The sequence below is a fragment of the Ruegeria sp. BB7 genome (assembly GCF_056539365.1).
The window spans coordinates 62971-85120 of sequence record NZ_JBQFUV010000006.1 but is presented as its reverse complement, the minus strand read 5'-3'; the positions used below and the strand labels follow the sequence as shown (position 1 = coordinate 85120).

The 22150-nt window shown below is 56.9% G+C and carries 21 protein-coding genes; 11 read left to right on the top strand and 10 right to left on the bottom strand.

The genetic code is table 11. The features are described from left to right. Nucleotides 1–75: 75 nt before the first annotated feature. The 3 genes from ACR0D7_RS11835 to ACR0D7_RS11825 form a co-directional block, all read right to left on the bottom strand. Nucleotides 76–357, bottom strand: coding sequence for an SCP2 sterol-binding domain-containing protein (locus tag ACR0D7_RS11835; protein ID WP_170382288.1), 282 nt, complete (start codon nucleotides 355–357; stop codon nucleotides 76–78). 79 nt (nucleotides 358–436) lie between these two features. Further along, nucleotides 437–841, bottom strand: coding sequence for a DUF1810 domain-containing protein (locus ACR0D7_RS11830; RefSeq protein ID WP_480679271.1), 405 nt, complete (start codon nucleotides 839–841; stop codon nucleotides 437–439). Between the two features lie 32 nt (nucleotides 842–873). Further along, nucleotides 874–2100: an argininosuccinate synthase gene (locus ACR0D7_RS11825; RefSeq protein ID WP_480679189.1), complete on the bottom strand. Its 1227-nt coding sequence runs from the start codon at nucleotides 2098–2100 to the stop codon at nucleotides 874–876. Between the two features lie 138 nt (nucleotides 2101–2238). Between ACR0D7_RS11825 and ACR0D7_RS11820 the strand changes: the two genes are divergently transcribed. Beyond that, on the top strand, nucleotides 2239–3003 hold the full coding sequence (locus tag ACR0D7_RS11820) for a hypothetical protein (protein ID WP_480679188.1): 765 nt from the start codon (nucleotides 2239–2241) through the stop codon (nucleotides 3001–3003). 59 nt (nucleotides 3004–3062) lie between these two features. Continuing rightward, nucleotides 3063–4289, top strand: coding sequence for a threonine ammonia-lyase IlvA (gene ilvA / locus ACR0D7_RS11815; protein WP_480679187.1), 1227 nt, complete (start codon nucleotides 3063–3065; stop codon nucleotides 4287–4289). On the opposite strand, the gene ACR0D7_RS11810 is transcribed toward ilvA, so the two are convergent. Then, nucleotides 4286–4615 (bottom strand): Hpt domain-containing protein, encoded by a 330-nt coding sequence (locus tag ACR0D7_RS11810; RefSeq protein ID WP_480679186.1) that lies wholly within the window; start codon nucleotides 4613–4615, stop codon nucleotides 4286–4288. The two genes, ilvA and ACR0D7_RS11810, sit on opposite strands and share 4 nt — an antisense overlap. A 156-nt stretch (nucleotides 4616–4771) precedes the next feature. On the opposite strand from ACR0D7_RS11810, the gene ACR0D7_RS11805 reads away from it, so the two are divergent. Continuing rightward, entirely contained in the window at nucleotides 4772–6043 is a 1272-nt protein-coding gene (locus tag ACR0D7_RS11805; RefSeq protein WP_480679270.1) for a PP2C family protein-serine/threonine phosphatase, read from the top strand. Here ACR0D7_RS11805 and ACR0D7_RS11800 read toward each other — a convergent pair. Next, nucleotides 6040–6486, bottom strand: a complete 447-nt coding sequence (locus ACR0D7_RS11800) for an NUDIX domain-containing protein (protein ID WP_480679185.1) — start codon at nucleotides 6484–6486, stop codon at nucleotides 6040–6042. The two genes, ACR0D7_RS11805 and ACR0D7_RS11800, sit on opposite strands and share 4 nt — an antisense overlap. Before the next feature lie 76 nt (nucleotides 6487–6562). Here ACR0D7_RS11800 and hslO point away from each other — a divergent pair, with 76 nt between their 5' ends. From hslO to ACR0D7_RS11760, 8 genes are all read left to right on the top strand, one after another. Next, on the top strand, nucleotides 6563–7540 hold the full coding sequence (gene hslO, locus ACR0D7_RS11795; protein ID WP_480679184.1) for an Hsp33 family molecular chaperone HslO: 978 nt from the start codon (nucleotides 6563–6565) through the stop codon (nucleotides 7538–7540). Beyond that, on the top strand, nucleotides 7530–8129 hold the full coding sequence (locus ACR0D7_RS11790; RefSeq protein WP_480679269.1) for a CoA pyrophosphatase: 600 nt from the start codon (nucleotides 7530–7532) through the stop codon (nucleotides 8127–8129). Before hslO ends, ACR0D7_RS11790 begins: the two co-directional genes overlap by 11 nt. Then, nucleotides 8126–9280, top strand: a complete 1155-nt coding sequence (locus tag ACR0D7_RS11785) for a CCA tRNA nucleotidyltransferase (RefSeq protein WP_480679183.1) — start codon at nucleotides 8126–8128, stop codon at nucleotides 9278–9280. The genes ACR0D7_RS11790 and ACR0D7_RS11785 overlap by 4 nt, the downstream gene beginning before the upstream one ends. Before the next feature lie 191 nt (nucleotides 9281–9471). Beyond that, the gene (locus tag ACR0D7_RS11780; protein ID WP_480679182.1) at nucleotides 9472–11310 is read left to right on the top strand and encodes an ABC transporter ATP-binding protein; all 1839 of its coding nucleotides are present in this window, start codon (nucleotides 9472–9474) and stop codon (nucleotides 11308–11310) included. Then, the gene (locus tag ACR0D7_RS11775) at nucleotides 11307–13139 is read left to right on the top strand and encodes an ABC transporter ATP-binding protein (protein WP_480679181.1); all 1833 of its coding nucleotides are present in this window, start codon (nucleotides 11307–11309) and stop codon (nucleotides 13137–13139) included. Before ACR0D7_RS11780 ends, ACR0D7_RS11775 begins: the two co-directional genes overlap by 4 nt. Nucleotides 13140–13196: 57 nt before the next feature. Next, on the top strand, nucleotides 13197–14426 hold the full coding sequence (locus tag ACR0D7_RS11770; protein ID WP_480679180.1) for a class I SAM-dependent RNA methyltransferase: 1230 nt from the start codon (nucleotides 13197–13199) through the stop codon (nucleotides 14424–14426). A gap of 20 nt (nucleotides 14427–14446) precedes the next feature. Next, entirely contained in the window at nucleotides 14447–15232 is a 786-nt protein-coding gene (locus ACR0D7_RS11765) for an ion transporter (protein WP_170382264.1), read from the top strand. Between the two features lie 62 nt (nucleotides 15233–15294). Then, nucleotides 15295–15813 (top strand): L,D-transpeptidase family protein, encoded by a 519-nt coding sequence (locus ACR0D7_RS11760; RefSeq protein WP_480679179.1) that lies wholly within the window; start codon nucleotides 15295–15297, stop codon nucleotides 15811–15813. Here ACR0D7_RS11760 and ACR0D7_RS11755 read toward each other — a convergent pair. The 5 genes from ACR0D7_RS11755 to galE all read right to left on the bottom strand — a co-directional run bounded on the left by ACR0D7_RS11755 (nucleotide 15797) and on the right by galE (nucleotide 22126). After that, nucleotides 15797–17242 carry a nodulation protein NodH gene (locus ACR0D7_RS11755; RefSeq protein WP_480679178.1) on the bottom strand — a complete coding sequence of 482 codons (1446 nt, stop codon included), beginning with the start codon at nucleotides 17240–17242 and terminating at the stop codon, nucleotides 15797–15799. The two genes, ACR0D7_RS11760 and ACR0D7_RS11755, sit on opposite strands and share 17 nt — an antisense overlap. A gap of 6 nt (nucleotides 17243–17248) precedes the next feature. Beyond that, the gene (locus tag ACR0D7_RS11750; protein WP_480679177.1) at nucleotides 17249–18949 is read right to left on the bottom strand and encodes a DUF5927 domain-containing protein; all 1701 of its coding nucleotides are present in this window, start codon (nucleotides 18947–18949) and stop codon (nucleotides 17249–17251) included. Next, a complete protein-coding gene (locus tag ACR0D7_RS11745; RefSeq protein ID WP_480679268.1) occupies nucleotides 18946–19932 on the bottom strand; it encodes a glycosyltransferase family 2 protein in 987 nt (328 codons plus the stop codon). The genes ACR0D7_RS11750 and ACR0D7_RS11745 overlap by 4 nt, the downstream gene beginning before the upstream one ends. A 165-nt stretch (nucleotides 19933–20097) precedes the next feature. Next, the gene (locus ACR0D7_RS11740; protein WP_480679176.1) at nucleotides 20098–21135 is read right to left on the bottom strand and encodes a glycosyltransferase family 2 protein; all 1038 of its coding nucleotides are present in this window, start codon (nucleotides 21133–21135) and stop codon (nucleotides 20098–20100) included. 7 nt (nucleotides 21136–21142) lie between these two features. Continuing rightward, on the bottom strand, nucleotides 21143–22126 hold the full coding sequence (galE, locus tag ACR0D7_RS11735) for a UDP-glucose 4-epimerase GalE (protein ID WP_480679175.1): 984 nt from the start codon (nucleotides 22124–22126) through the stop codon (nucleotides 21143–21145). Nucleotides 22127–22150: the final 24 nt, after the last annotated feature.

Sequence of the window (22150 nt, the reverse complement as noted above, 5' to 3'; positions counted from 1 at the left end):
CAGGTTGCCCTGACTTATGTACTGGCGCAATCTGCCGACATGGTTTGTCACGGGGTGGTGAGACGATTTTATCGCCTAACCCAGCAATTGCCCCAACTTCATTGCCACGCCCATATTGCCTGAGATTTTGAGCTTGCCTAACGCCACGCCGGTCATCGGGTTCAGCTTACCAGTCAGTAATTTGGCCAGATTGTCTTGCGAGATCCGAATAGTGCAATCGGTGTCGCGATCTTGCGTGGTGGCTTGATTGTCAGCCAGAACGATAACGCCATCCTCGCCGCAATCGAATTTGAGTGAGCCTTCAAAGCTCTTGCCATTCAAACCTTGTTGAATCCCGTTGGCGATGTCCTGAAGCATTCTCGTCCCCTTCACAATTTGCGTATGCGTAAAGAGAAGGGGCGTTCATGTGCAAGGATGACCCAACTGGACCCTGCGTTTACGACATCCGCAAGATCTGCAGAGTCCGCTCACAGGGTTGCCCTGCATAGAAAGCATCAAGCACGGCCTGAAACTCGGTTGGGGCTCCGGGAACGGATGAAAACAACGTCATGGAGGATTGTAGTTTCTTTGCGTCGATCCCACCCAGAATGTCGCTGGCATCGCGCCCTTTATGTCGCAGCATCAGCCCTGCAACCTCGGTCAGGCGTTGGCGGAGGTCCGTGTGGTCCAGATAGGCCGTAGCTTCGGCAAGATCCTCGATCCCGTAAAGCTGCGCCATGTGAGACCGACCAAGTTCGGCCAGCTGCGGAAACACGAACCACATCCAGTGGCTGGTTTTCTGCCCGTGTTCCAATTCGCGCAGGACGTCGGACCAGACCGCGTCCTGCGCCTCGATGAACATATCGAGTTCGTCGTTGAGATCGTCGTCGTCGATCACTTGGACAAGCGCTTGTCCCGCGCCGCCAGCAGCTTCAGACGCAGCGCGTTCAGCTGGATGAAGCCTGCCGCGTCGGTCTGATCGTAGGCACCGGCATCTTCTTCGAAGGTCACATGCGCCTCGGAATACAGCGAGTGATCCGACCAGCGGCCCACCGTCGAGGCCAGACCTTTGTACAGTTTCACGCGGACGGTGCCGGTGACGTGCTCTTGGCTTTTGTCGATGGCCGCCTGCAGCATCTCGCGCTCGGGCGAGTACCAGAAGCCGTTATAGATCAGCTCGGCATATTGCGGCATCAGTTGGTCTTTCAGGTGCATCGCGCCACGGTCCATGGTGATGGACTCGATACCACGATGTGCTTCCAGCAGAATGGTGCCGCCCGGAGTCTCATAGATGCCACGCGATTTCATACCGACAAAGCGACCTTCGACCAGGTCCAGACGGCCAATGCCGTGCTTGCCGCCATATTCGTTCAGCTTGGTCAGGATGGTGGCCGGGCTCATCGCTTCGCCATTGATGCTGACCGCGTCGCCTTTTTCAAAGCCGATCTCGATGAACTCGGGCTCATTCGGTGCGTCCTCGGGGTGGACGGTGCGCTGATAGACATAATCGGGTGCCATATCGGCTGGGTCTTCCAGAACCTTACCCTCGGACGAGGTGTGCAGCAGGTTGGCATCGACCGAGAAGGGTGCCTCGCCGCGCTTGTCCTTGGCAATCGGAATCTGGTTCGCTTCGGCAAATTCCAGCAGCTTGGTGCGGCTGGTCAGGTCCCATTCGCGCCACGGGGCAATGACCTTAATGTCAGGGTTCAGTGCGTAAGCGGCCAGTTCGAACCGGACCTGATCGTTGCCCTTGCCGGTCGCGCCGTGGGCGACTGCATCAGCACCGGTTTCCTCGGCAATTTCAACCAGACGTTTCGAGATCAGCGGACGCGCGATCGAGGTGCCCAGCAGGTACAGACCTTCGTAAACGGCATTGGCGCGGAACATGGGGAAGACGAAATCGCGAACGAATTCTTCGCGGATGTCCTCGATATAGATGTTTTCGGGTTTGATCCCCAGAAGCTCGGCCTTTTTGCGGGCGGGCTCCAGTTCCTCACCCTGACCCAGGTCGGCGGTGAAGGTTACCACCTCACAGCCATACTCGGTCTGCAACCATTTCAGGATGATCGAGGTATCAAGGCCACCGGAATAGGCCAGGACAACTTTCTTGGGCGCGGACATCTGACTTCCCCTTATTCGTAAGACGATTGGCCCCTAACGGGTTTTGGACGTGGGGGCAAGTTATCTGCGTTGACGCAGGGTGGGAATTGGGGTGAAACGGGTGGAAAGAGAACAAGGATTGGTTGAGGGGATTGAATTTTGTTAGGCTACCAATTTTTTAGACATGCTGTTTTGATGCTCTTGGACAACATATCAGTTGCGTTAAAACTAAGTCTCTTCCCATTTCTCTGCTTGGGTGCCGCTTTCTATCTTCTGACTGTACTCCCGATGGGCGTTTCAGAAACGACCGGTGAAGCTCCCTCAGTATCTGGGGTTTTGGTACTTGGTGTCTTGGCTATTATCGCGCTATACCTCATCGTTCTTGTTTGGATAGCTGTTGGCTGGCACCGATATGTGCTTCAAAGTATCGAGCCAAATCTGGCGTGGCCAATATGGAACAGCGATAGAATGTGGGCATATGCGGGCGCATTCATCAGGATTATTCCGCTTAGCTCTTTGCTGTGCTTTGTTGCCATCATTGTTTTCTTGATACCCGCAGCCCTTTTCAACGACGGTGCTGTATCGACCAATGACGGAACAATTCTTGGTTTTTTACTTGGTGTTGTAGTCTCTTATATCTCGATGAGGCTTTCGCTAGTGCTTCCAGCTGCGGCAGTCGGAGAATTTATGAGAGTGCCGGATTCTTGGAGCAAAACCAAGGAATACTCGAAGCCAATTCTTGTCGCGGCGCTCTGTATTGGAGTTCTCACTGCAATCCCAAACTTGCTGCTTCATACTCCGCTCGCTTCATTTATCGGCAGTTTTTTCTATCTCCTTGTTGCGCAGTGGTTCCTGTTCATGTTGGGCATCAGCATGATGACTGCCCTCTACGGTTACATTATCGAAAATCGAGAGCTTCGCTGACTGCCCGTACACATATGTATTCCTTGCCCTTTCGGCGGTGATGCGGCACTGAAATCGCTATGACTGATTTCATGACCCGCGCCCGCGCCGCCGAACAGGCAATGCGCACTGTGTTTCCGCCCACACCGCTGCAGCGGAATGCCCATCTGTCCGACCGCTATGGCGCGGATATCTGGCTCAAGCGAGAAGACCTCAGCCCGGTGCGGTCATACAAGATCCGCGGCGCGTTCAATGCTATGCGCAAACAGCAGGGGCAGGACCTGTTCGTCTGTGCCAGTGCGGGAAACCACGCACAGGGCGTGGCCTTCATGTGCAAGCATCTGGGCGTGAAGGGTGTGATTTTCATGCCGGTGACGACCCCGCAGCAGAAAATCCAGAAGACCCGTATTTTTGGTGGTGACAATATCGAGGTCCACCTAATCGGCGACTACTTCGACGACACGCTGAATGCGGCTCAGAAATGGTGCACGCAGCAGGGCGGGCATTTCCTGTCGCCTTTCGACGATGAGGATGTGATCGAAGGTCAGGCCTCATTGGCGGTTGAGATCGAGGCGCAGTTAGGCGGCTTGCCTGATCATGTGATTCTGCCTGTGGGTGGGGGCGGCATGTCCTCGGGCGTGGCAACGTGGTTCGGAGATCGGACCCATTGCCTGTTTGTCGAACCCAAGGGTGGGGCTTGCCTGCACGCGGCGATGGCGGCGGGACACCCGGTGGTGCTGGATCAGGTGGATAACTTCGTCGATGGTGCGGCGGTCGGAAGGATCGGTGCGAAACCCTTTGAACTGCTCAAGGATCGTCACCTGTCCGACGTGCTGGTGCTGTCCGAGGACCGCATCTGCACCACCATGATCGAAATGCTGAATGTCGAAGGCATCGTTCTGGAGCCCGCCGGTGCTTTGGCGATTGAAGCGGTCGCCGATGTGCAGAGTTTTATTCGCGGCAAGACCGTGGTCTGCGTCACTTCGGGTGGAAACTTCGATTTCGAACGCCTGCCTGAGGTCAAGGAACGCGCGCAGCGTTATTCCGGCGTCAAAAAATACTTCATCCTGCGTCTACCTCAACGACCCGGCGCGCTGAAAGAGTTTCTGGGTATTCTCGGCCCCGAAGACGATATCGCCCGGTTCGAATACATGAAGAAATCGGCGCGCAATTTCGGCTCGGTCCTGATCGGCATCGAAACGCGCAAGCCGGAAAACTTCGCCCGCCTTTTCGCGCATCTGGACGAGGCCGGGTTTACCTATACCGACATAACCGAGGATGAGACGCTGGCTCAGTTTGTGATCTAGGCCAGCCGTGCGGCGCATTCATTGACGAAGACGGCCTTGGACTCGTCATAGACCTTGAGGATCGCAGCAAGATCAACCTCAGCCGCATTGCCGGCGGCCGCATTGCGCTCACCGTCTTGGCAGAGTTTTGAGAACTGGTCAAAACCAAGGCTCAGCGCGCTGCCTTTGAGGAAGTGCATGTTCCGCTCGAACTCGGAACGGTATTTGTCTTTGTGCAGCCGGTTAATGGTATCCTGCACTTCTTCCAGAAAAATCTGCACCACCTCGTCGAATTCAGCGGCGCCCATCTCATCCCGCAGTTGTTTGACCCTGGACCAGTCGATCATGTTCGGCCTTTCCACACATTCCGCGATCGGATTTGGATAACCCAACGCCGGTAAAGAGCAGGTTAAGCAACATGAAAATGCCGCCTTCACCGGATGTTAAGCCGACGCGCGCTAGGGTCGCGACGTTCCGTGACGGTCACAGTACAGAGGGTTCAGGTGGCAGAGGGCAGTCAGGCAGAGATCAGAACAGAACTGGATTTTGGCGCGATCCAAAAGGTGCTGGTCGTCGATGACAGCCGCTTACAACGGCGGATTCTGGTGGCGTCGCTGAAAAAATGGGGGTTCGAAGTGCTGGAGGCCGCCAGTGGTGATATGGCCATTGAGATGTGTGCCAAGGACCCGCCGGACCTTGTTCTAAGCGACTGGATAATGCCGGGGATGAGCGGGCTTGAATTCTGCCGGGCCTTTCGTGCGCTGGAAAGAGATCAGTACAGCTATTTCATCCTTCTGACCTCAAAAAGCGAAAAGCAGGAAGTGGCGCGCGGGCTGGATGCTGGTGCTGATGATTTCCTGATCAAGCCACTTGAGGCTGATGAGCTGCGCGCACGTATTTCGGCGGGGGCCCGGATTCTGGATATGCAGCGCGAACTTTCTGAAAAAAACCGGATGATCGAATCCGCGCTGAAAGAACTGCGGGTCGCGCATGACGCCATCGACAAGGATTTGATCCAGGCCCGAAAGATACAGGAATCACTGGTTCCGGAACTGACGCGAACCTTTGGAAAGTCGCAGGTCAGCCTCTTGCTGAAACCCTGTGGCCACATTGGCGGCGATCTGGTGGGGATGTTCTCGCCCGGGGTCAATCGTCTGGGGTTCTACAGCATCGACGTATCGGGCCACGGTATTACCTCGGCGATGATGACGGCGCGGTTGGGGGGATATCTGTCCAGCAACCATTTCGACCAGAACGTGGCGATGGAAAAGCGCTTTGACAAATTCTATGCACTGCTGCCGCCCGAACAAGTCGCCGGCATGTTGAATTGCCGCCTGATGGCCGATGCAGGCGTCGAAGAATACTTCACGATGGTTTACGCTATCGTCGACCTGCGAAACGGTCACCTGAAAATGGTGCAGGCCGGGCACCCGCATCCGCTTGTACTGCGTCACGATGGCAGTACCGAGTTTCTGGGCGAGGGCGGACTGCCCATCGGATTGTTGCCGGATATCAGTTTCCAGCGAACCGAAACCTATTTGCGGCCGGGCGACAAGGTGTTGCTGTACTCGGACGGGTTTACGGAATGCGGTCTGGCCGAAGGGGGCCTGCTGGAGGAAGAGGGGCTGCGCCAGATGGCGAAGGGCTGCGCGCCTGGCCGTACGGGTCCTGAATTTCTGGACGACATGTTCTGGCGCCTGACGCAGGCCATGGCCCCCGGAACAGGTATGGATGACGATGTTTCTGCAGTTTTCTTTGAGTATAATGGGCCTTAAAGCCCGTTCAGGTGCCGGGTGGCAAAGTGACGGTCCCCGTCATTACCCAGCATATGTACTGCGGCGGCGGTCTCCATCCAGATCGCCTCATGAAAGGCTTCGCGGGGTGGGCCCATCCGGCGCACGGGGCGGGCGCTGTAGATCATGCAGATTTTCTCGGCCCAGAGGTCATATTCTGGCATATAGGTAAACCGGCGAAACGCTCCAATCCGACGGGGGGCCGCGATCAGCCAACCGGTTTCCTCGAACACTTCCCGGTGCAGCGCGCTGATCGGCGATTCACCGGGGTCGATGCCACCGCCCGGCAGCTGTAATTCGGGGTTCAGACCATCGTCGTACCAAGTCACCAGCAAGTCCTTTCCCTGCGGCAGCAGGGCGTAAACTCCCGGTCTGCGTGTATAGGACCGACCCGTTTCCGGGGTTTCACCGAACCGTCTGATCATGTATGGCCCCTTACAACCCAAACTGTACGACCTATATGGTGCCGGTATGCCAACCCGTGGCGTGTAAGGAAACCCCATGTCTCTTGGAACGAAAATCGCGTGGGACGACACCGTCCTGCCCTTTCAACTCGATTTATCGGATATGCGCGGCCGTGTGGCCCGTCTGGACGGTGTGCTGGACGGCATTCTGAAACAGCACGACTATCCGGAAAAGGTCGAGGCGCTCGTGGCTGAGATGGCCTTGCTGACCGCGTTGATCGGCCAGACCGTTTCGCTGCGCTGGAAATTGTCGTTGCAGGTTCAGTCCAAGGGCCCGGTGCGCATGATTGCAACCGACTACTATGCACCCAAGCAAGAGGGCGAGCCGGCCCGCATCCGCGCTTATGCCAGTTTTGACCGCGAGCGCCTGACCGATGGTGCGCCGTTCGATCAGGTGGGTGAGGGCTATTTCGCCATCATGATCGATCAGGGTGAGGGTACGCAGCCCTATCAGGGGATCACCCCGCTGGCTGGTGGCTCGATCTCTGCCTGTGCCGAGGCGTATTTCGCGCAATCCGAGCAGCTGCCGACCCGCTTCTCGCTGAGCTTCGGCAAATCGACCGAACCGGGTATTGGGGAACACTGGCGTGCGGGCGGTGTCATGTTGCAGCACATGCCCAAGGCGTCGCCTTTTGTCGCCACCGGAGACGGTGAGGGTCAAATTCTGACCGCCGAAGATCTGGTTGATGGCGAAGAGGGCGAAAACTGGGGCCGCGTAAACATCCTCCTGGATACGGTCGAGGATTTGGAGCTGATCGGGCCTTCAGTGGCACCTACTGACCTGTTGATTCGACTGTTTCACGAAGAACAGCCCCGTGTTTATGATGCGCAGTCGGTGCAGTTTGGCTGTACCTGCTCGGAAGATCGCGTGCGGCAAAGCCTGTCGATTTATTCGGCCAAGGACATCGAAAAGATGACCACGCCCGAGGGTAAAGTGACGGCGGATTGCCAGTTTTGCGGTGCCCATTACGTATTGGATCCGGGTTCGGTTGGCTTTGATGCGGATGACGCCTGATCCAACGGAAAAGTTGCGGGCGGCACTTAGTCGCCCCGGCATCGAGTCGAGTGATTTCGACCTGAACCCCGAAACTGTTCTGCCCGAAGGACGCAAACTGCGTCCGGCTGGCGTTTTGGTTCCAATCACGCTGGCGGGCGACACACCGCGTTTGATTTTGACGAAACGGTCTTCGGCCCTGAAACATCATCCCGGCCAAATTGCTTTTCCCGGCGGCAAGCAGGATGATGGTGATGCCGATGTGACCGCCACCGCGTTGCGCGAAGCGCAGGAAGAAATCGGTCTGCCGCCGGAGCTGCCAGAAATTCTGGGCCACTTGTCGCCCCATGAAACAGTCACTTCTTTCACCGTGACGCCCGTCGTTGCGATTCTACGTGACACGTTCCAGTCGATCCCCGAACCGGGAGAAGTGGACGAAGTATTCTCGGTTCCGCTTGCACATGTACTTAACCCTGCGAATTATATCATTGAATCGCGCCGCTGGCGGGGTCAGAAAAGGTATTATTACACAGTGCCGTTCGGTCCTTATTATATCTGGGGCGCGACGGCCCGGATGTTGCGGGGATTGGCCGCGCGGGTGAATGAATGACGCAAATTACCGAAGGTTGGGTTTCTGACCCGGCCACGCAAAAAGTCTGCTCGGCGCTGACGGATGCCGGGGCGCTGGCTTTGTTCGTTGGGGGTTGTGTCCGCAACGCGCTGTTGGGTGCGCCGGTCTCGGATATAGACATCGCCACTGATGCGAGGCCCGAGCAGGTTATGGAATTGGCGCAGGCGGCAGGGTTGAAAGCCATCCCTACCGGGATTGAGCACGGTACGGTCACCGTGGTCAGCGGTGGTGCGCCGCATGAGATCACCACTTTTCGCCGGGACGTGGAAACAGACGGGCGCCGTGCGGTGGTGGCCTTTTCCGACAAGGTCGAGGAAGACGCGGCGCGCCGTGATTTCACAATGAACGCGATCTACGCGCGGCCCGACGGCACTATTCTTGACCCGTTGAACGGGTTGCCGGACCTTCAAGCGCGGCATGTACGGTTCATCGGCACTGCCGCGAACCGTATCCGCGAAGATTACCTGCGTTCGCTGCGCTATTTCCGATTTCACGCCTGGTATGGCGATACCGAGGCCGGGTTTGATCCGGATGCTCTGGCGGCGATTGCGGCCAATCTGGATGGATTGGAGGGGCTGTCCCGTGAAAGGGTCGGGGCCGAGCTGCTCAAGCTAATGGGCGCGCCTGATCCCGCGCCCTCGATTGCGGCGATGCGTCAGACAGGTGTTCTGGCGCGGCTGTTGCCCGGGGCTGAGGATCGCGCGCTGGCCCCTTTGATCGCGTTGGAGGAACAGGCCGGGGCAGTGCCCGAGCCGATCCGCCGATTGGCCGCCATTGCGACAACCGATATTGCCAAAACCCTACGCCTCAGCAAAGCACAGCTGCAGCGTCTGACACGTATGCGGGACGAGGCATCAGGTACCGCCAGTGTGGCCGAGTTAGGGTTTCGCTATGGCGAAGAAGGCGGCTTGCATGAGACCCTGTTGCGCTGTGCCTTTCTGGAACAGCTCTGGAGCGAAGACCTACGTCAGGATTTGAACAAAGGGGCGAAGGCCGATTTCCCAATTCAGGCCATTGATCTGATCCCTGAATTCTCGGGCCCCGCGCTGGGCAAGAAACTGGCCGAGTTGGAGGCCCGCTGGATCGCCTCGGGTTTCACGCTGACCCGCGAAGACCTTTTGGGCGGTTGACCCAAAGTCTCAAAAGGGGATGACAAATCAACTTCGTTGTGGTTTCGTGCGGCTGTCACATGAATGGAGGGCTGCGAATGTATTACGGGATCTGGTTCGGCTAAAGCCGGGACACTTTGACCCGTAGGGGTGGTGTTCTGGCGCCATCATTCTTCGCATGACCTGTTATCTGCTCAATTGGAGCACTCTCCATGTTTCGCTATTTCGAAAATCTTGTTGACCCTTTTGCTGACTATACCGAGACCGACACGCCGCCCACGCGGTTGTGGCCATTCATGCTGGAGTATTCTCGGCCCTTCATGCGGGTTTTCTTCTGGACCGCGCTGATCTCGATCATCGTGGCAGCGGTCGAGGTTGGGCTGATCTACTATATGGGTCGGGTGGTTGATCTGTTATCTGGCTCCCCGGCTGAGGTCTGGCAGGCACATGGTACGGAACTGATCCTGATGGCGGTGTTTGTGCTGCTGTTTCGACCCATGCTGAATGTGGTCGACGTGCTGCTGTTGAACAACACGATCCTGCCGAACTTTGGCACCATCATCCGTTGGCGTGCGCATAAACACGTGCTGCGGCAGTCGGTAGGCTGGTTCGAGAATGACTTTGCAGGCCGTATCGCCAACCGGATCATGCAAACGCCCCCCGCTGCAGGTGAGGCGGTGTTTCAGGTGTTCGATGCGATTTCCTTTTCGCTGGCCTATCTGGTTGGCGCAGCGATCCTGCTGATGGCGGCCGATCCGCGCCTGCTGCTGCCCTTGCTGATTTGGTTTGCGCTCTATGCCCTGCTGGTGCGCTGGACGGTCGAGCGGGTTGGCCCCGCGTCAAAAGCTGCATCTGATGCGCGTTCGGCGGTGACGGGTCGGGTGGTCGATAGCTACACCAACATCCACTCGGTCAAGATGTTCGCCCATGATGAGCAAGAGCTGGACTACGCCCGTGAAGCCATCGCGGAAACGCGCCGGACCTTCCAGATCGAGATGCGGATTTTCACCATCATGGATGCGGTTTTGGTCACGCTGAACGGTTTGCTGATTGTTGGCGTCGTTGGCTGGGCGATTGCCTTGTGGATGCAGGGCAGCGCCTCGGTCGGAGTAGTTGCCGCGGCGACTGCCCTCACCCTGCGGCTGAATGCGATGACGGGATGGATCATGTGGGCGCTGACCAGTTTCTTCCGTCAGCTTGGTGTGGTGGCTGAGGGGATGGAGACGATAGCGCAACCGATCGACTTGCTGGATTCGCGGGATGCCAAGCCGTTGAAGCTGACAAATGGTCAGATCGAAATTCGTGATCTGTCGCACCACTACGGTCGCAAGACAGGCGGGTTGGATCACATCAATCTGACGATCCACCCGGGCGAAAAGATCGGTCTGATCGGGCGGTCTGGTGCGGGAAAATCGACTCTAGTTAAGCTGCTTTTGCGGTTTTATGACGTGGAACAGGGTGCGATCCTGATCGACGATCAGAACATTGCCTATGTCACTCAGGACAGTTTGCGCAGCCATATCGGTATGGTGCAACAAGACAGCGCGCTGCTGCATCGTTCGGTGCGCGACAACATCCTTTACGGTCGCCCCAATGCCACCGAGGAGCAGATGATTGCCGCCGCCAAACAGGCCGAGGCGCATGAGTTCATCCTCGACCTGCAAGACCCACAGGGGCGTACTGGGTACGACGCACATGTGGGCGAGAGGGGCGTGAAGCTAAGCGGTGGTCAGCGGCAACGGGTGACGCTGGCGCGGGTGATCCTGAAGGATGCGCCGATCCTACTGTTGGACGAGGCGACATCCGCCCTAGATTCCGAGGTCGAAGCATCCATTCAGGAGACCCTCTACGGCATGATGCAAGGTAAAACCGTGATCGCCATTGCCCACCGGCTGAGTACCATTGCCCAGATGGACCGTATCCTGGTGATGGATGGGGGACGGATCGTGGAACAGGGCGGGCATTCCGAGCTGTTGGCGCATGGTGGGCTTTACGCCCAGTTCTGGGCGCGGCAATCTGGAGGCTTCCTGAACCCGGAGGCTGCGGAATGAAGGTTGCCGACCTGATCGATCCGTTCAAAAACACTGAGACGCCCCCGCCGCAAACGTTGGGGGCGTTCATTCGCTGGTGTCTATCCGGCGCGTGGCCGATGATATTCGTTGCTGCTTTTTTCTCGGCCTCGGCGGGTGCGATGGAGGCTGGTACTGCCTGGATGCTGGGTTTGGTGGTTGATCTGGCGACACAAAGTGGCCCCGAAGGTTTTTTCTCGGGCGATAGCCTGCGGATGCTTTTTGGTGTGGTCGTGTTTTTCATGGTGCTGCGCCCGGCCTTGTTCGGGCTGTCTTCGGTTACCAACAATTACATCGTCATGCCGAATGTACCGCCTCTGGTTTTGGCCAAGCTGAACCGTTGGACCCTTGGCCAATCGGTCACGTATTTCGACGATGATTTCGCCGGTCGGATCGCACAGAAACAGATGCAAACCTCAAATGCGCTGGCCTCGGTCGTCTCAGAAACGATCAGCGCGATTGTATTTGCGCTGGCTTCCCTTGTGGGCTCTTTGCTCTTGTTAGGGTCTATTCACCCGTTGGTTATGCTTCCCTTTGCCGCTTGGCTGGTGGTGTATTTCCTGCTAATCCGCTGGTATCTGCCGCGCATCCGTGTGCGGTCTGCTGCGCGGGCCGGCGCGCGCGCGATGGTGTCAGGGCAGGTGGTCGACACGATCACCAATATCAAAACCGTCAAGTTGTTCGCCCATTCCGCGTTCGAAGATCAGGCCGCCCGCAAATCCATGGTCGACCTGCGCGAGAAGATGCTGGCGTTTGGCGCATTGTCCGCCAGTTTCCGCTTTATCTTGATGGTTCTGGCGGGGGTACTGCCGGTGCTTCTCTTGGGCGCGACATTGTTGTTGTGGCGGAACGGGATCGCAACGGCAGGGGATATTGTCGCGGCGGGAGCCGTTTCTATTCGCATCGCGCAGATGACTGGGTGGGTCAGTTTCACGCTGATGGGTCTTTATGCCAACGTGGGTGAGGTCGAGAACGGCATGAAGACGCTGGCCAAACGCGATCGGGTCGAGGATTTGGCTGGTGCAGCTGAACTGGCTGTGATCGAAGGACAGATTGATTTCGATCAGGTTAGCTTTGCCTATGGCCGCGATGTGGGTGGTGTGTCTGAAGTGAGCATGACCGTTCATTCAGGTGAAAAACTGGGTATCGTTGGGGCTTCGGGGGCCGGGAAGTCGACCTTAGTTTCACTGTTACTTAGGCTCTATGACGGGGAAAAGGGCGCTATCCGTATCGACGGGCAGAATGTGACACAGGTAACGCAGGACAGTTTGCGCGGACAGATCGGAATGGTTACGCAGGAAACGGCGATGTTCAATCGCTCGGCGCGTGAGAATATTCTATACGGCCGTCCGGGTGCTTCAGAAGACGAGATGATCGCGGCAGCGAAGAAGGCTGAAGCGCATGAATTTATCCTCAGCCTACAGGATGCCCATGGTCGCAAGGGTTACGACGCCCATCTGGGTGAGCGGGGCGTGAAACTCAGCGGTGGCCAGCGGCAGAGAATTGCCTTGGCTCGCGCGATCTTAAAGGATGCGCCAATCCTGGTCCTGGATGAGGCGACGTCGGCGCTGGATTCCGAGGTTGAAGCCTCGATCCAGGCGGCGCTGCACAGGGTGATGCAGGGCAAGACAGTGCTGGCGATAGCGCATCGCCTGTCGACGCTCGGCGAGATGGACCGAATTATCGTGCTGGATCAGGGACGAATTGTCGAAACCGGTACTCACGACGTGCTGTTGAAGCAAGGGGGGCTTTACGCGCGGTTCTGGCATCGCCAGTCGGGCGGGTTCATTCAGGCAGAAGCCGCCGAATAATGCGCAAAGCACGCTAAGGGCTTTTTTTGTCCGAAAAGCCCCGGTATCAGGCGCCATATGACACAGCAGTTCACCATAACCCGCCTTGGCCACCAGGGCGATGGCATCGCCGATGGCCCCGTTTATGCACCGCGCACCCTTCCGGGCGAAGTGGTCAGCGGGTCTCTGGAAGGGCAGGTGTTGACTGAAATCCGGGTTGAAATGCCCTCGGATCAGCGGGTCAAGGCGCCCTGTCGCCACTACAAGGCGTGCGGCGGGTGCCAATTGCAGCATGCTGCTGATGAGTTTGTAGCCAACTGGAAGGTCGATGTGGTGCGCAATGCACTGGCTGCGCAGGGGCTGGAGGCGCAGATGCGCCCGATCCACACCTCTCCGGCCCGATCACGCCGCCGGGCAACCATTGCGGTACGCCGTACAAAGAAAGGTACGCTGGCCGGGTTTCACGGTCGTGCATCCGACACAATCACCGAGATCACCGATTGCCACCTGTTGGATCCTGACCTGATCGCCGCTATTCCGGTGGCCGAATCCTTGGCCATTCTGGGCGGCAGTCGCAAGGGCGTGCTGGCCGTGACGCTGACCCTGTCCGAAGGGGGGCTGGATGTGGCGGTCAAAGGTGGCAAGCCACTGGACGGCCCGCTAGAGCTGGCATTGGCGCAGGCAACCGAGAAACACGGCCTTGCGCGCCTCAGCTGGAATGGTGAGGTGATCGCCATGCGTGAGCCCCCCGTTCAGCGCTTTGGTGCGGCTGGGGTGTTGCCACCCCCAGGGGCTTTCCTGCAGGCGACAAAAGACGGAGAAAAGGCTCTATTACAGGCCGTTTTGCAAGCCACCCAAGGCGCAAAGCGCGTTGTGGATCTGTTTGCGGGCAGCGGTACCTTCTCTCTGCCCCTTGCTCAGACAGCCGAAGTTCATGCGGTGGAAGGCGAGGCCGCGATGACAGATGCGCTGGATCAAGGTTGGCGCCGAACGCAGGGGTTGAAGCGCGTCACGGTCGAGGCCCGAGACTTGTTCCGTCGTCCGCTGATGCCGGATGAACTAAAACCCTTTGACGCGGTGGTCATCGACCCGCCCCGCGCCGGGGCCGAGGCGCAGGTGTCAGAGCTGGCGCACGCCCTTCTTCCGACAATCGCCTATGTTTCCTGCAACCCGGTGACTTTCGCGCGAGATGCAAAAATGCTGGTAAACGCAGGCTACACCCTTGAATGGGTGCAGGTGGTGGACCAATTTCGGTGGTCGTCACACACAGAACTTGCCGCACGGTTTGTACGGGGCCCCGGATCATGAGCACACAGGAGAATGTAACGATGGGATTTAATCAGCGCCTGCTGAACATCATTGAAAATCCCACCTTTGGCCGGTTCATCACTGCGGTCATTATCTTCAACGCCATTTTGCTGGGGATGGAGACCTCACCTACGCTTATGGAGGCCGCTGGCCCCCTGATCGTGACGCTGGACAGCATCTGTCTGGCTATCTTCGTGGCCGAGATTGCCATGAAACTGCTGGCAACCAGGCAGCGGTTCTTTACCAATGGCTGGAACATCTTTGACTTTATCGTTGTTGGCATCGCCTTAATCCCAAGTGCGGGTGGCTTGTCAGTGCTTCGGGCGCTGCGGATTTTGCGGGTTCTCCGGGTCATCTCGGTCGCGCCTCGCCTGCGCCGGGTGGTCGAAGGTTTCATCTCGGCCCTGCCTGGCATGGCCAGCGTGTTCCTGCTTATGGCAATCCTGTTCTATATCGGCGCGGTAATCTCGACCAAGCTGTTCTCGGTTTCTTTTCCAGACTGGTTCGGTGATTTGGGTCTGTCGGCCTATACGCTGTTCCAGATCATGACGCTGGAAAGCTGGTCCATGGGCATCGTCCGCCCGGTGATGGAGGTCTACCCCTATGCCTGGCTGTTCTTCGTGCCTTTCATCATGGTCACCACCTTTGCGGTGGTGAACCTTTTGGTCGGTCTGATCGTGAACTCGATGCAGGATGCACACCATGCCGAGGATGAGGTGAAGACCGATGCCTATCGTGACGAAGTGCTGGAACGGCTGGAAAGCATCGAACGTCGTCTGACTGAGCAACAACACAGAAAAAAGTGATTTCAGATTTTCAGAAATTTGGCATAATGCTTAAAAAAAATGAGCAGTAGCAGGCAGTGAACATGGATCGTCGAGCATTTGGATTGGGTGCTGTGGCAACGCTGGGCCTTTCGGCTTGTGCTTCGGCCAGCCCACGATTTCTGACTTATGATGGCCCCGAAGTGACCTCTTTGGTCATCAACAAGGGTGCGCGGAAGATGTATCTTCTGCACAACGAAACCATTCTCAAGGAATACAAGGTTGACTTGGGCTTTGCACCGAATGGCACGAAGACCAAGCGCGGCGATGGACGCACGCCTGAAGGCAGCTATTTGATCGACCGTCGCAATCCCAACAGCCGCTATCACTTGTCATTGGGGATTTCCTACCCGAATTCCAATGATATCGCGCAGGCCAAGGCAGCCGGTGTCGATCCGGGTGGCGATATTTTCATTCACGGCCAGCCGAAAAAGCGGTCGGAATTGAAGCGTGCCAAAAAGACGCCGGATTGGACCGCAGGTTGCATCGCCGTCAAGAATGAAGAGATCGAAGAAATCTATGCGATGGTGAACAAGGGCACGCTGATCACGCTGCGCCCGTAGGGGATTTCCACTCTCCGAACCCGAACTGCATATAATCGCGCTGGTAGACTTCGGTCGCCAGCGCTTCTAGTTTTGCGTCATAGATGTCGTCCAGCTTGAACGGCCCGTCCGATGGGCATTGTTCGGGGCTGGGCGGGGCGTCATGGCCCAAGCGGCGCGCCAAATCGGGTAAGGCCGTTTTTATTTCTTCTTCTCGCAAGATTAGATCAGGAATGGCAAATGAGGCTATGCCGTCTAGGACCTGAGATTGGCTGGCCCAAACCCCGTCGACCCGAACGGGTGTTTGCCCGGCAAGGTTCTGTCGTAAAAAGGTAAGGAAAGCCGAAAATGCCTGATAATGCTGCTCGATTGGGTAGTTATCCGGGCGTAATTGTCCGGGAATCGGTACCTTGAACCTGTTGCGCAGCATGTTGCGGATCTTCAGATATGCACCGGGTTCGGTGCTGAGGATATACGAACAGAAGGCCGAATGCGCGCGGGCCAGAGGGTGTCGGAGCACACAGAACTTTCGGTGCCCAGTTTGATTTTGCAGCCAGCGCCTCATTTGTTTGCGATTTTGATTGGTGACCAACCTGTCGGTGCTGACCTTGTCCAGATCGGCCAGCCATTGTGTCACTGGCCCCTCAATCCCGCTGCGGATCGGCAGATACAACAGCGGTGTGTCCGGGGCGGCGATGTAATTACCCACCGCCGGCCCGCGACGGGGTTCGAAATTTGGTGTGCGATGCAGATTGAAACTGTCGACCTCGGCCAAGGCTAACGCTGTTTCTTCAGGGTTCGTCACCTTGGACAGGGTCGGTTCCGGGTTTTGCGGCTTAATCGTGTCGTCGATCGCTGACAATCGCGCATTGACGCCCAGCCAGTCGGCAAGGCCGTTCAGAACGTCCAGATTGTTGAGATCGTCATAGGCAATGTAAAAACCGGTCTGACCTGTCGTCTGCAATGCGTTGAGCACCAGGAGTTGGAAATCCTGCTGTTGATCCAAATACCTTTCAAATTCCTGCGCGTCGAATTCGATTTGAGCCTCGCGGCGGCGTTTTATGTTCTTGAGCTGCCATTGCTTTGTCTCACGCGCGATTTTCAGTGAGACATAGCTATCCAAAGGATTCCGCGTCAGAATGATCTTGGCGCAGCGCGGATCGGTCAATGCAGGCTCTAACACTCGGGGATCGTGCCCCTGGAAGAAACGGAAACCGTTCAGTTTTCCACCGTCTGATTTGATTGCGCGGACAAGTTTCATCGGGTCGTTGTCGCGTTCTTCCAACGTCACACCAAGCAGGTTGTCCGATTTGAGCCGACCGATGAAATGGGGGTTGAACGCCTCACCATGGCACGCGACGCCTTCCAGTGCGTTCAGGTTGAACTCAAGCAGGTTGGACCCGGTACGCATGGCGGCAAGAATGATGAAATAGTCAAATCTGGGTGTCATGGCAGGTTATTGCACCAGATAAGGTTTCTTGAACGGACGGACCCGTGAACCAAACACATCGTCCGTGGGAAAGTCTCCCACAAGATAGGGATGCATACCTTGGTTCTTGAGGTTTTGCAGGAATTTCCCAAAGCCGGATAGATCTACCATCACCGGAGTTTCGGTCAGGTGGCTGGCGCGTTTGGTCCCGATTTCCTCGATCACGGTTTGCAGGGGCTCCATCGGGGATTCCACGAATTCCGCCAGCGACCATGTACGCACCCGTGCCTTGGTCCAGACGGAATTCAGGACCTCAAGCTGTTTGGTCTCGATTTGCTGCAGACGTGCGGCCTCACAACGGATATCGGCGAAATTCATGTTCGACAGGAACAGTGGGATCGCCCAGGCTCCGGTAATGACCGATATCTGAGCATTCTTGTCGCGTGCCAGAAACCAGTTGATTTTTTGGGTGTCTGCAGGGCCGAATTGAAAGCACTGCCTTTCACCGCGCGTGTTCCAGATCAGGTTCGAGATAAAGGCCGTCGGATTATAGTCTCGCAATACGGGGCAATCACTGAGCGCACCATTGGTAATGGTTTCCTCATCTGCAAACTCGGCCCGCTCAGGCGCAAATAGATGCCCGTGGACACGGGTCCCTGTGGCTTCGCTCAGCCAGGGCACGAAATCATCAAACAGTTCGGCAAAGCCTTGAAATACCGAATAGGGGAAAGAAGTCAGCCCGTTTTCACTACCGTGGCGCGGAAAACGGCTTTGCATATACAGCCCGTCACGCCCACACGTCCGGCGCTCAACCGCTTTGGAGAACACTCGGTCGATCTTGCCCGGGTTGGGCTCGGTCGGTCGCATTGCGCTGTTCTGATCGGTCAGAAAGGCCTGGTATAGCCGGTCTGCACGCGGCCAAATTTTGCGAGCAACAAAACAATCCGACCGGCGTAGCAACTGCAAATGGTCATCATAAAAGATGTGGGGCCGCCCCTGGTAATCGAATTTGGACAGGGTCAGAGACCGGCTTTCGATATGGGTGGAATAGAGTCTGGTTAGCGTTTGGAAATAACTTTCATCCGGAATCCAGACCTGGCGGAAATAGCGATCATAAATCTGGCGCTTTGGATCCTGAAGTATAGCCGAGAGGGTCTGTCGCGTCAGACACCACCACTGGCTGCCCATATGTGGCATCAACCCATCAGGGATTTTGCGACGCATGCCGACGGTTCGCTGGAATTTTACGTAGGCATCAAACAGCGTGCGGTTTCTGCGCCAGGAAAATGGAAATCGCAGCGTAAATCGCTCTTGGTCCAACCCGCCGATCGTCCAGCTGACATCGGCCGTGGTTGCACTTTCAATGAAATCCACACGGGGCCGGTCAGCAATATAGGCGATCAGCTCGTCTATTGGCCGTAACGGCAGGCAAGCGCCCGAAGATAGAAAAACATGGTGCACATCCGGAAACGCCTCGAGCATTAGTTCGGCTGCGGATTGAGAGGCTGCGACGATGCCCCAGCCCCCCCATTCGCAAATATGACGTTCCGAGAAACGGATCAGCGGATCATCTGCGCAGGCGGCCAGGAAATCGGAATAGTCTTGCGCAGGTACCTTGCGGTCTACATGGATCACAACCGGGCAACCGGATGCTGTCCAGTGCCGCGCAACCTGAGCGGCCCGGTGCAGGGCCGTATGGGCCAGCATGACAATGCCCAGACGATTCATGCCCAGTTTCCCTTCGACATTAGGCCCAAGATTTCAAGCTGTCGCCAATTGATATATTTTTCGGACTGCTCACACCAGAACACCGGTTTGTCTCCCAGCCCTTCGGAATAGGCACGGTATTCGCCCGAGCGGCGGTAATGCTGGCGGCGGTGCATCTCTTCCGAGGCTTTTTCGCCTAGCGTGCTGATCAGCTTGGCATGCAGCAGCGCACCGCTGGCCTTTTCACCACCCCATTCATCATACACTTGGTTCAATCCGCGCGGCAGCAGTGAATGCGTCGAGCTGACATAGACATACCGCTTGTCCCACTTCACCAGAGGGATCTTGTTCAGTGCAGGCGCTTTCGAAGGGTTGTCACGAAAGAAAACGCGCGCGCGTGGGCCACCCTGAATCCAAAGGTTCTTATACGCCGGGTTCTTGGTGATCATGTAATTGCCGGCATCGAACCAGCGCGCGATTTCGAACGGGTCTTGTCCTTCGCGATAGGGTTCGGCGTCCACGGGGCCTTGCGGATACATATCAACCAACATTGTGCCAAAGCTGCGCACCGCGCAGCCATCCAGCCAATCCGTCAGCGCGCGAACCGGGCGGGTGTCGCAGAACGGGTATATAAAGAACTCATCTGGATCGACGGTCAGAACCCAGTGACCATGCGCAAATTTGCGCAGCAGGTAATTCGACCAATCCAGACCGAAAGTGGCACGTTTGTAACTGGCCTGCGCATGCCAGACCGAGGCGTCGGGTTGGCTGGTCAAGTATTCGCGCGTGCCGTCATCGCTGTCATTGTCGGTAAACAGAAAATGGTCGACGCCCAGCTTCCGGTAATAATCCAGAAAATAGGGCATGCGGATCTTTTCGTTCCGAAGAACGCTCATCAACAGGATATCGTCGTGTTGGATTTGGGCAGTATTGTCAGAAACTGGCTTTAATTCCCGCCGCTTACGCAAGCAGCGCGCTAGACGACGCTTGCGCCGCAATCTCATCCGGTATGAATCCAACAGGCTCACGCGTTTGCACTGCCCTTTTTGTTACGCGAGCATGCCCGGGGGCTGGTAAGCCAGAGTGGTGCCGGGCAATTGCCGTGTTATGCCATCTTTGCATCTTTCAAGGCAACGACTTTAAAAACCGTTAGTCAGATATGCCGCGGCTTAGAAAACTTTCCCCATCAATCCCAATTGCTGCAATTGGGCCCAGCCATCAAACCGAACCGAGTCCGGCGTCCACATATCGGGGCTGTCGCCGATTGCATCATAGTAGGTCCCAAAGAGGTCGGGATCGTGGAAATGCTGGCGCCGGGTCTTTTCGATTTTAGATTTGTCCACCACTTCGGGCAGGAATTTGGTGTGCAGCAAAATGCCCGAAGGAATTTCGCCGCCCGGCCCTCCATACGCGGCGTTCAGATGCCGCGGCAGGGCTGAATGGCACGAGTTCACATAGGCATAGCGCCGCGACCATCGGACCAGAGGGATTTTGTTCAGTGTCGGTGAATGACGGGGTCGATCGGCAAAGAACATGCGTTCCCGCGCACCGCCCTGCACCCATAGATTACCCATCGGAACTTGCCGCTGTGCCCGGTAAGGGCCAGAATCGAACCAGCACAGGGTTCCGGTTGGGTCCGATCGCGGCTCATAGGTCTGATCGCCCAGCGGCCCCTTGGGATAAAGGTCCAACATCATTGCGCCAAAAGCGACGCGATCTTGTTGGTCGAGTGTCTCGGTCAACTCATGCAGCGATTTGCTGTTGTGCTCGGGGTAGATCAGCAGCTCATCTGCATCGACCATCAGGGTCCAATGCCCGTGCCCATAACGCATTTGCAGCCATGTCAGCCAATCCAGCCCGTAACGTGACGCGCGATAGCTGGCATCGGTCTGCCACAATGACACGTCAGACTGCGTGCGCAGAAATTCGACCGATCCGTCATCGCTGCCGTTATCGACAATCAGAAAGTGATCCACCCCCAACGCGCGGTAGTGGTGGAAGAACCACGGCAGCCGGGTGATTTCATTGCGCAGGGTGGTGAAGGCCAGAATGCTTCCCGGTTTAATCTGTTTGGTTTGATCGTTGAGGCAGGTAAGTTGATGGCGGCTGCGAAAGGACCGCCACCGCAACCGGCGCCGTTTAAGCCGCAACCGATATTTCTGAACCCATCCGATGGGTGGAAGACTGTCGGTTGGCGTATCGGTCACCTGCGGCTCACTTCTCGTAGTGGCCGTTTTGGTGCCAACGCCACGCGTCGCTTATCATTGTCTCTAACGTTGATCTTTTTGGGGTCCAGCCCAACTCCTTGCTCGCGCGGACCGAGCCCGAAACCAGCTTAGTGCAATCCCCGGCGCGACGGGGGCCGATAGAGTATGGAACCTCTCGGTTGGTGACGGCTTTGGAATGGCTGATCACCTCCATCACTGAAAAGCCCGAGCCGGTGCCCAGGTTGAACACCCGGCTGCCTTTGCCCTGCTCCAACCAGTTCAGCCCCAGGACGTGGGCGTCGACTAGATCGCAGACATGCACGTAGTCACGGATACAGGTGCCGTCCGGCGTGTCGTAGTCGGTTCCGAAGACGGTTAGCCCATCACGCTTGCCGTCGATAGCGTCCAGCATCAGCGGCACCAGATGGGTTTCTGGGCGGTGGAATTCACCCACTTCGCCATCCGGATCAGCACCGGCTACGTTGAAATAGCGAAAGATCACATGGTTCAGCTCAAGTGCGGCCTCGAAATCACGCAGAATCTCTTCGATGGCGCGTTTTGAGGCACCATAGGCGTTCAGTGGTTCCTGCGGTGTGCTTTCGTCCAGCACCACATTGTCGTGATCGCCGTAGGTGGCACAGGTCGACGAGAACACAAAATTCAGGCACCCCGCGTCAACGGCGGCCTCAATCAGGTTCAGAGAACCCGTGACATTGTTTCTCCAATACCTGCCGGGCTGGGACATTGCCTCGCCAACTTGGCTGAGCGCGGCGAAATGCATCACGGCGGCGGGCTGATACTTGGCGAAAACTTCGTCCAGCCGAGCTCGGTCAAGAAGATCACCCTGTTCAAAAGGGCCGAATTTCACCGCGTCCTGCCAACCGGTTATCAGGCTATCATACGTAACCGGCGTATAGCCCGCTCGCGCCAGCGCTTTGCAAGCGTGAGAGCCGATATATCCGGCCCCGCCGGTTACAAGAATATTGGTCATTTATTCTCCCGAATTCAAAGACCA

Coding starts and splice junctions, on each gene's coding strand:
- ACR0D7_RS11770 (WP_480679180.1), top strand. CDS start 13,197: ATGACACAGCAGTTCACCATAACCCGCCTTGGCCACCAGGGCGATGGC.
- ACR0D7_RS11800 (WP_480679185.1), bottom strand. CDS start 6,486: ATGATCAGACGGTTCGGTGAAACCCCGGAAACGGGTCGGTCCTATACA.
- ACR0D7_RS11810 (WP_480679186.1), bottom strand. CDS start 4,615: ATGATCGACTGGTCCAGGGTCAAACAACTGCGGGATGAGATGGGCGCC.
- ACR0D7_RS11830 (WP_480679271.1), bottom strand. CDS start 841: ATGTTCATCGAGGCGCAGGACGCGGTCTGGTCCGACGTCCTGCGCGAA.
- ACR0D7_RS11765 (WP_170382264.1), top strand. CDS start 14,447: ATGGGATTTAATCAGCGCCTGCTGAACATCATTGAAAATCCCACCTTT.
- ACR0D7_RS11825 (WP_480679189.1), bottom strand. CDS start 2,100: ATGTCCGCGCCCAAGAAAGTTGTCCTGGCCTATTCCGGTGGCCTTGAT.
- ACR0D7_RS11755 (WP_480679178.1), bottom strand. CDS start 17,242: ATGACACCCAGATTTGACTATTTCATCATTCTTGCCGCCATGCGTACC.
- hslO (WP_480679184.1), top strand. CDS start 6,563: ATGTCTCTTGGAACGAAAATCGCGTGGGACGACACCGTCCTGCCCTTT.
- ACR0D7_RS11750 (WP_480679177.1), bottom strand. CDS start 18,949: ATGAATCGTCTGGGCATTGTCATGCTGGCCCATACGGCCCTGCACCGG.
- ACR0D7_RS11760 (WP_480679179.1), top strand. CDS start 15,295: ATGGATCGTCGAGCATTTGGATTGGGTGCTGTGGCAACGCTGGGCCTT.
- ACR0D7_RS11835 (WP_170382288.1), bottom strand. CDS start 357: ATGCTTCAGGACATCGCCAACGGGATTCAACAAGGTTTGAATGGCAAG.
- ACR0D7_RS11780 (WP_480679182.1), top strand. CDS start 9,472: ATGTTTCGCTATTTCGAAAATCTTGTTGACCCTTTTGCTGACTATACC.
- ACR0D7_RS11745 (WP_480679268.1), bottom strand. CDS start 19,932: ATGAGATTGCGGCGCAAGCGTCGTCTAGCGCGCTGCTTGCGTAAGCGG.
- ACR0D7_RS11790 (WP_480679269.1), top strand. CDS start 7,530: ATGACGCCTGATCCAACGGAAAAGTTGCGGGCGGCACTTAGTCGCCCC.
- galE (WP_480679175.1), bottom strand. CDS start 22,126: ATGACCAATATTCTTGTAACCGGCGGGGCCGGATATATCGGCTCTCAC.
- ACR0D7_RS11785 (WP_480679183.1), top strand. CDS start 8,126: ATGACGCAAATTACCGAAGGTTGGGTTTCTGACCCGGCCACGCAAAAA.
- ilvA (WP_480679187.1), top strand. CDS start 3,063: ATGACTGATTTCATGACCCGCGCCCGCGCCGCCGAACAGGCAATGCGC.
- ACR0D7_RS11775 (WP_480679181.1), top strand. CDS start 11,307: ATGAAGGTTGCCGACCTGATCGATCCGTTCAAAAACACTGAGACGCCC.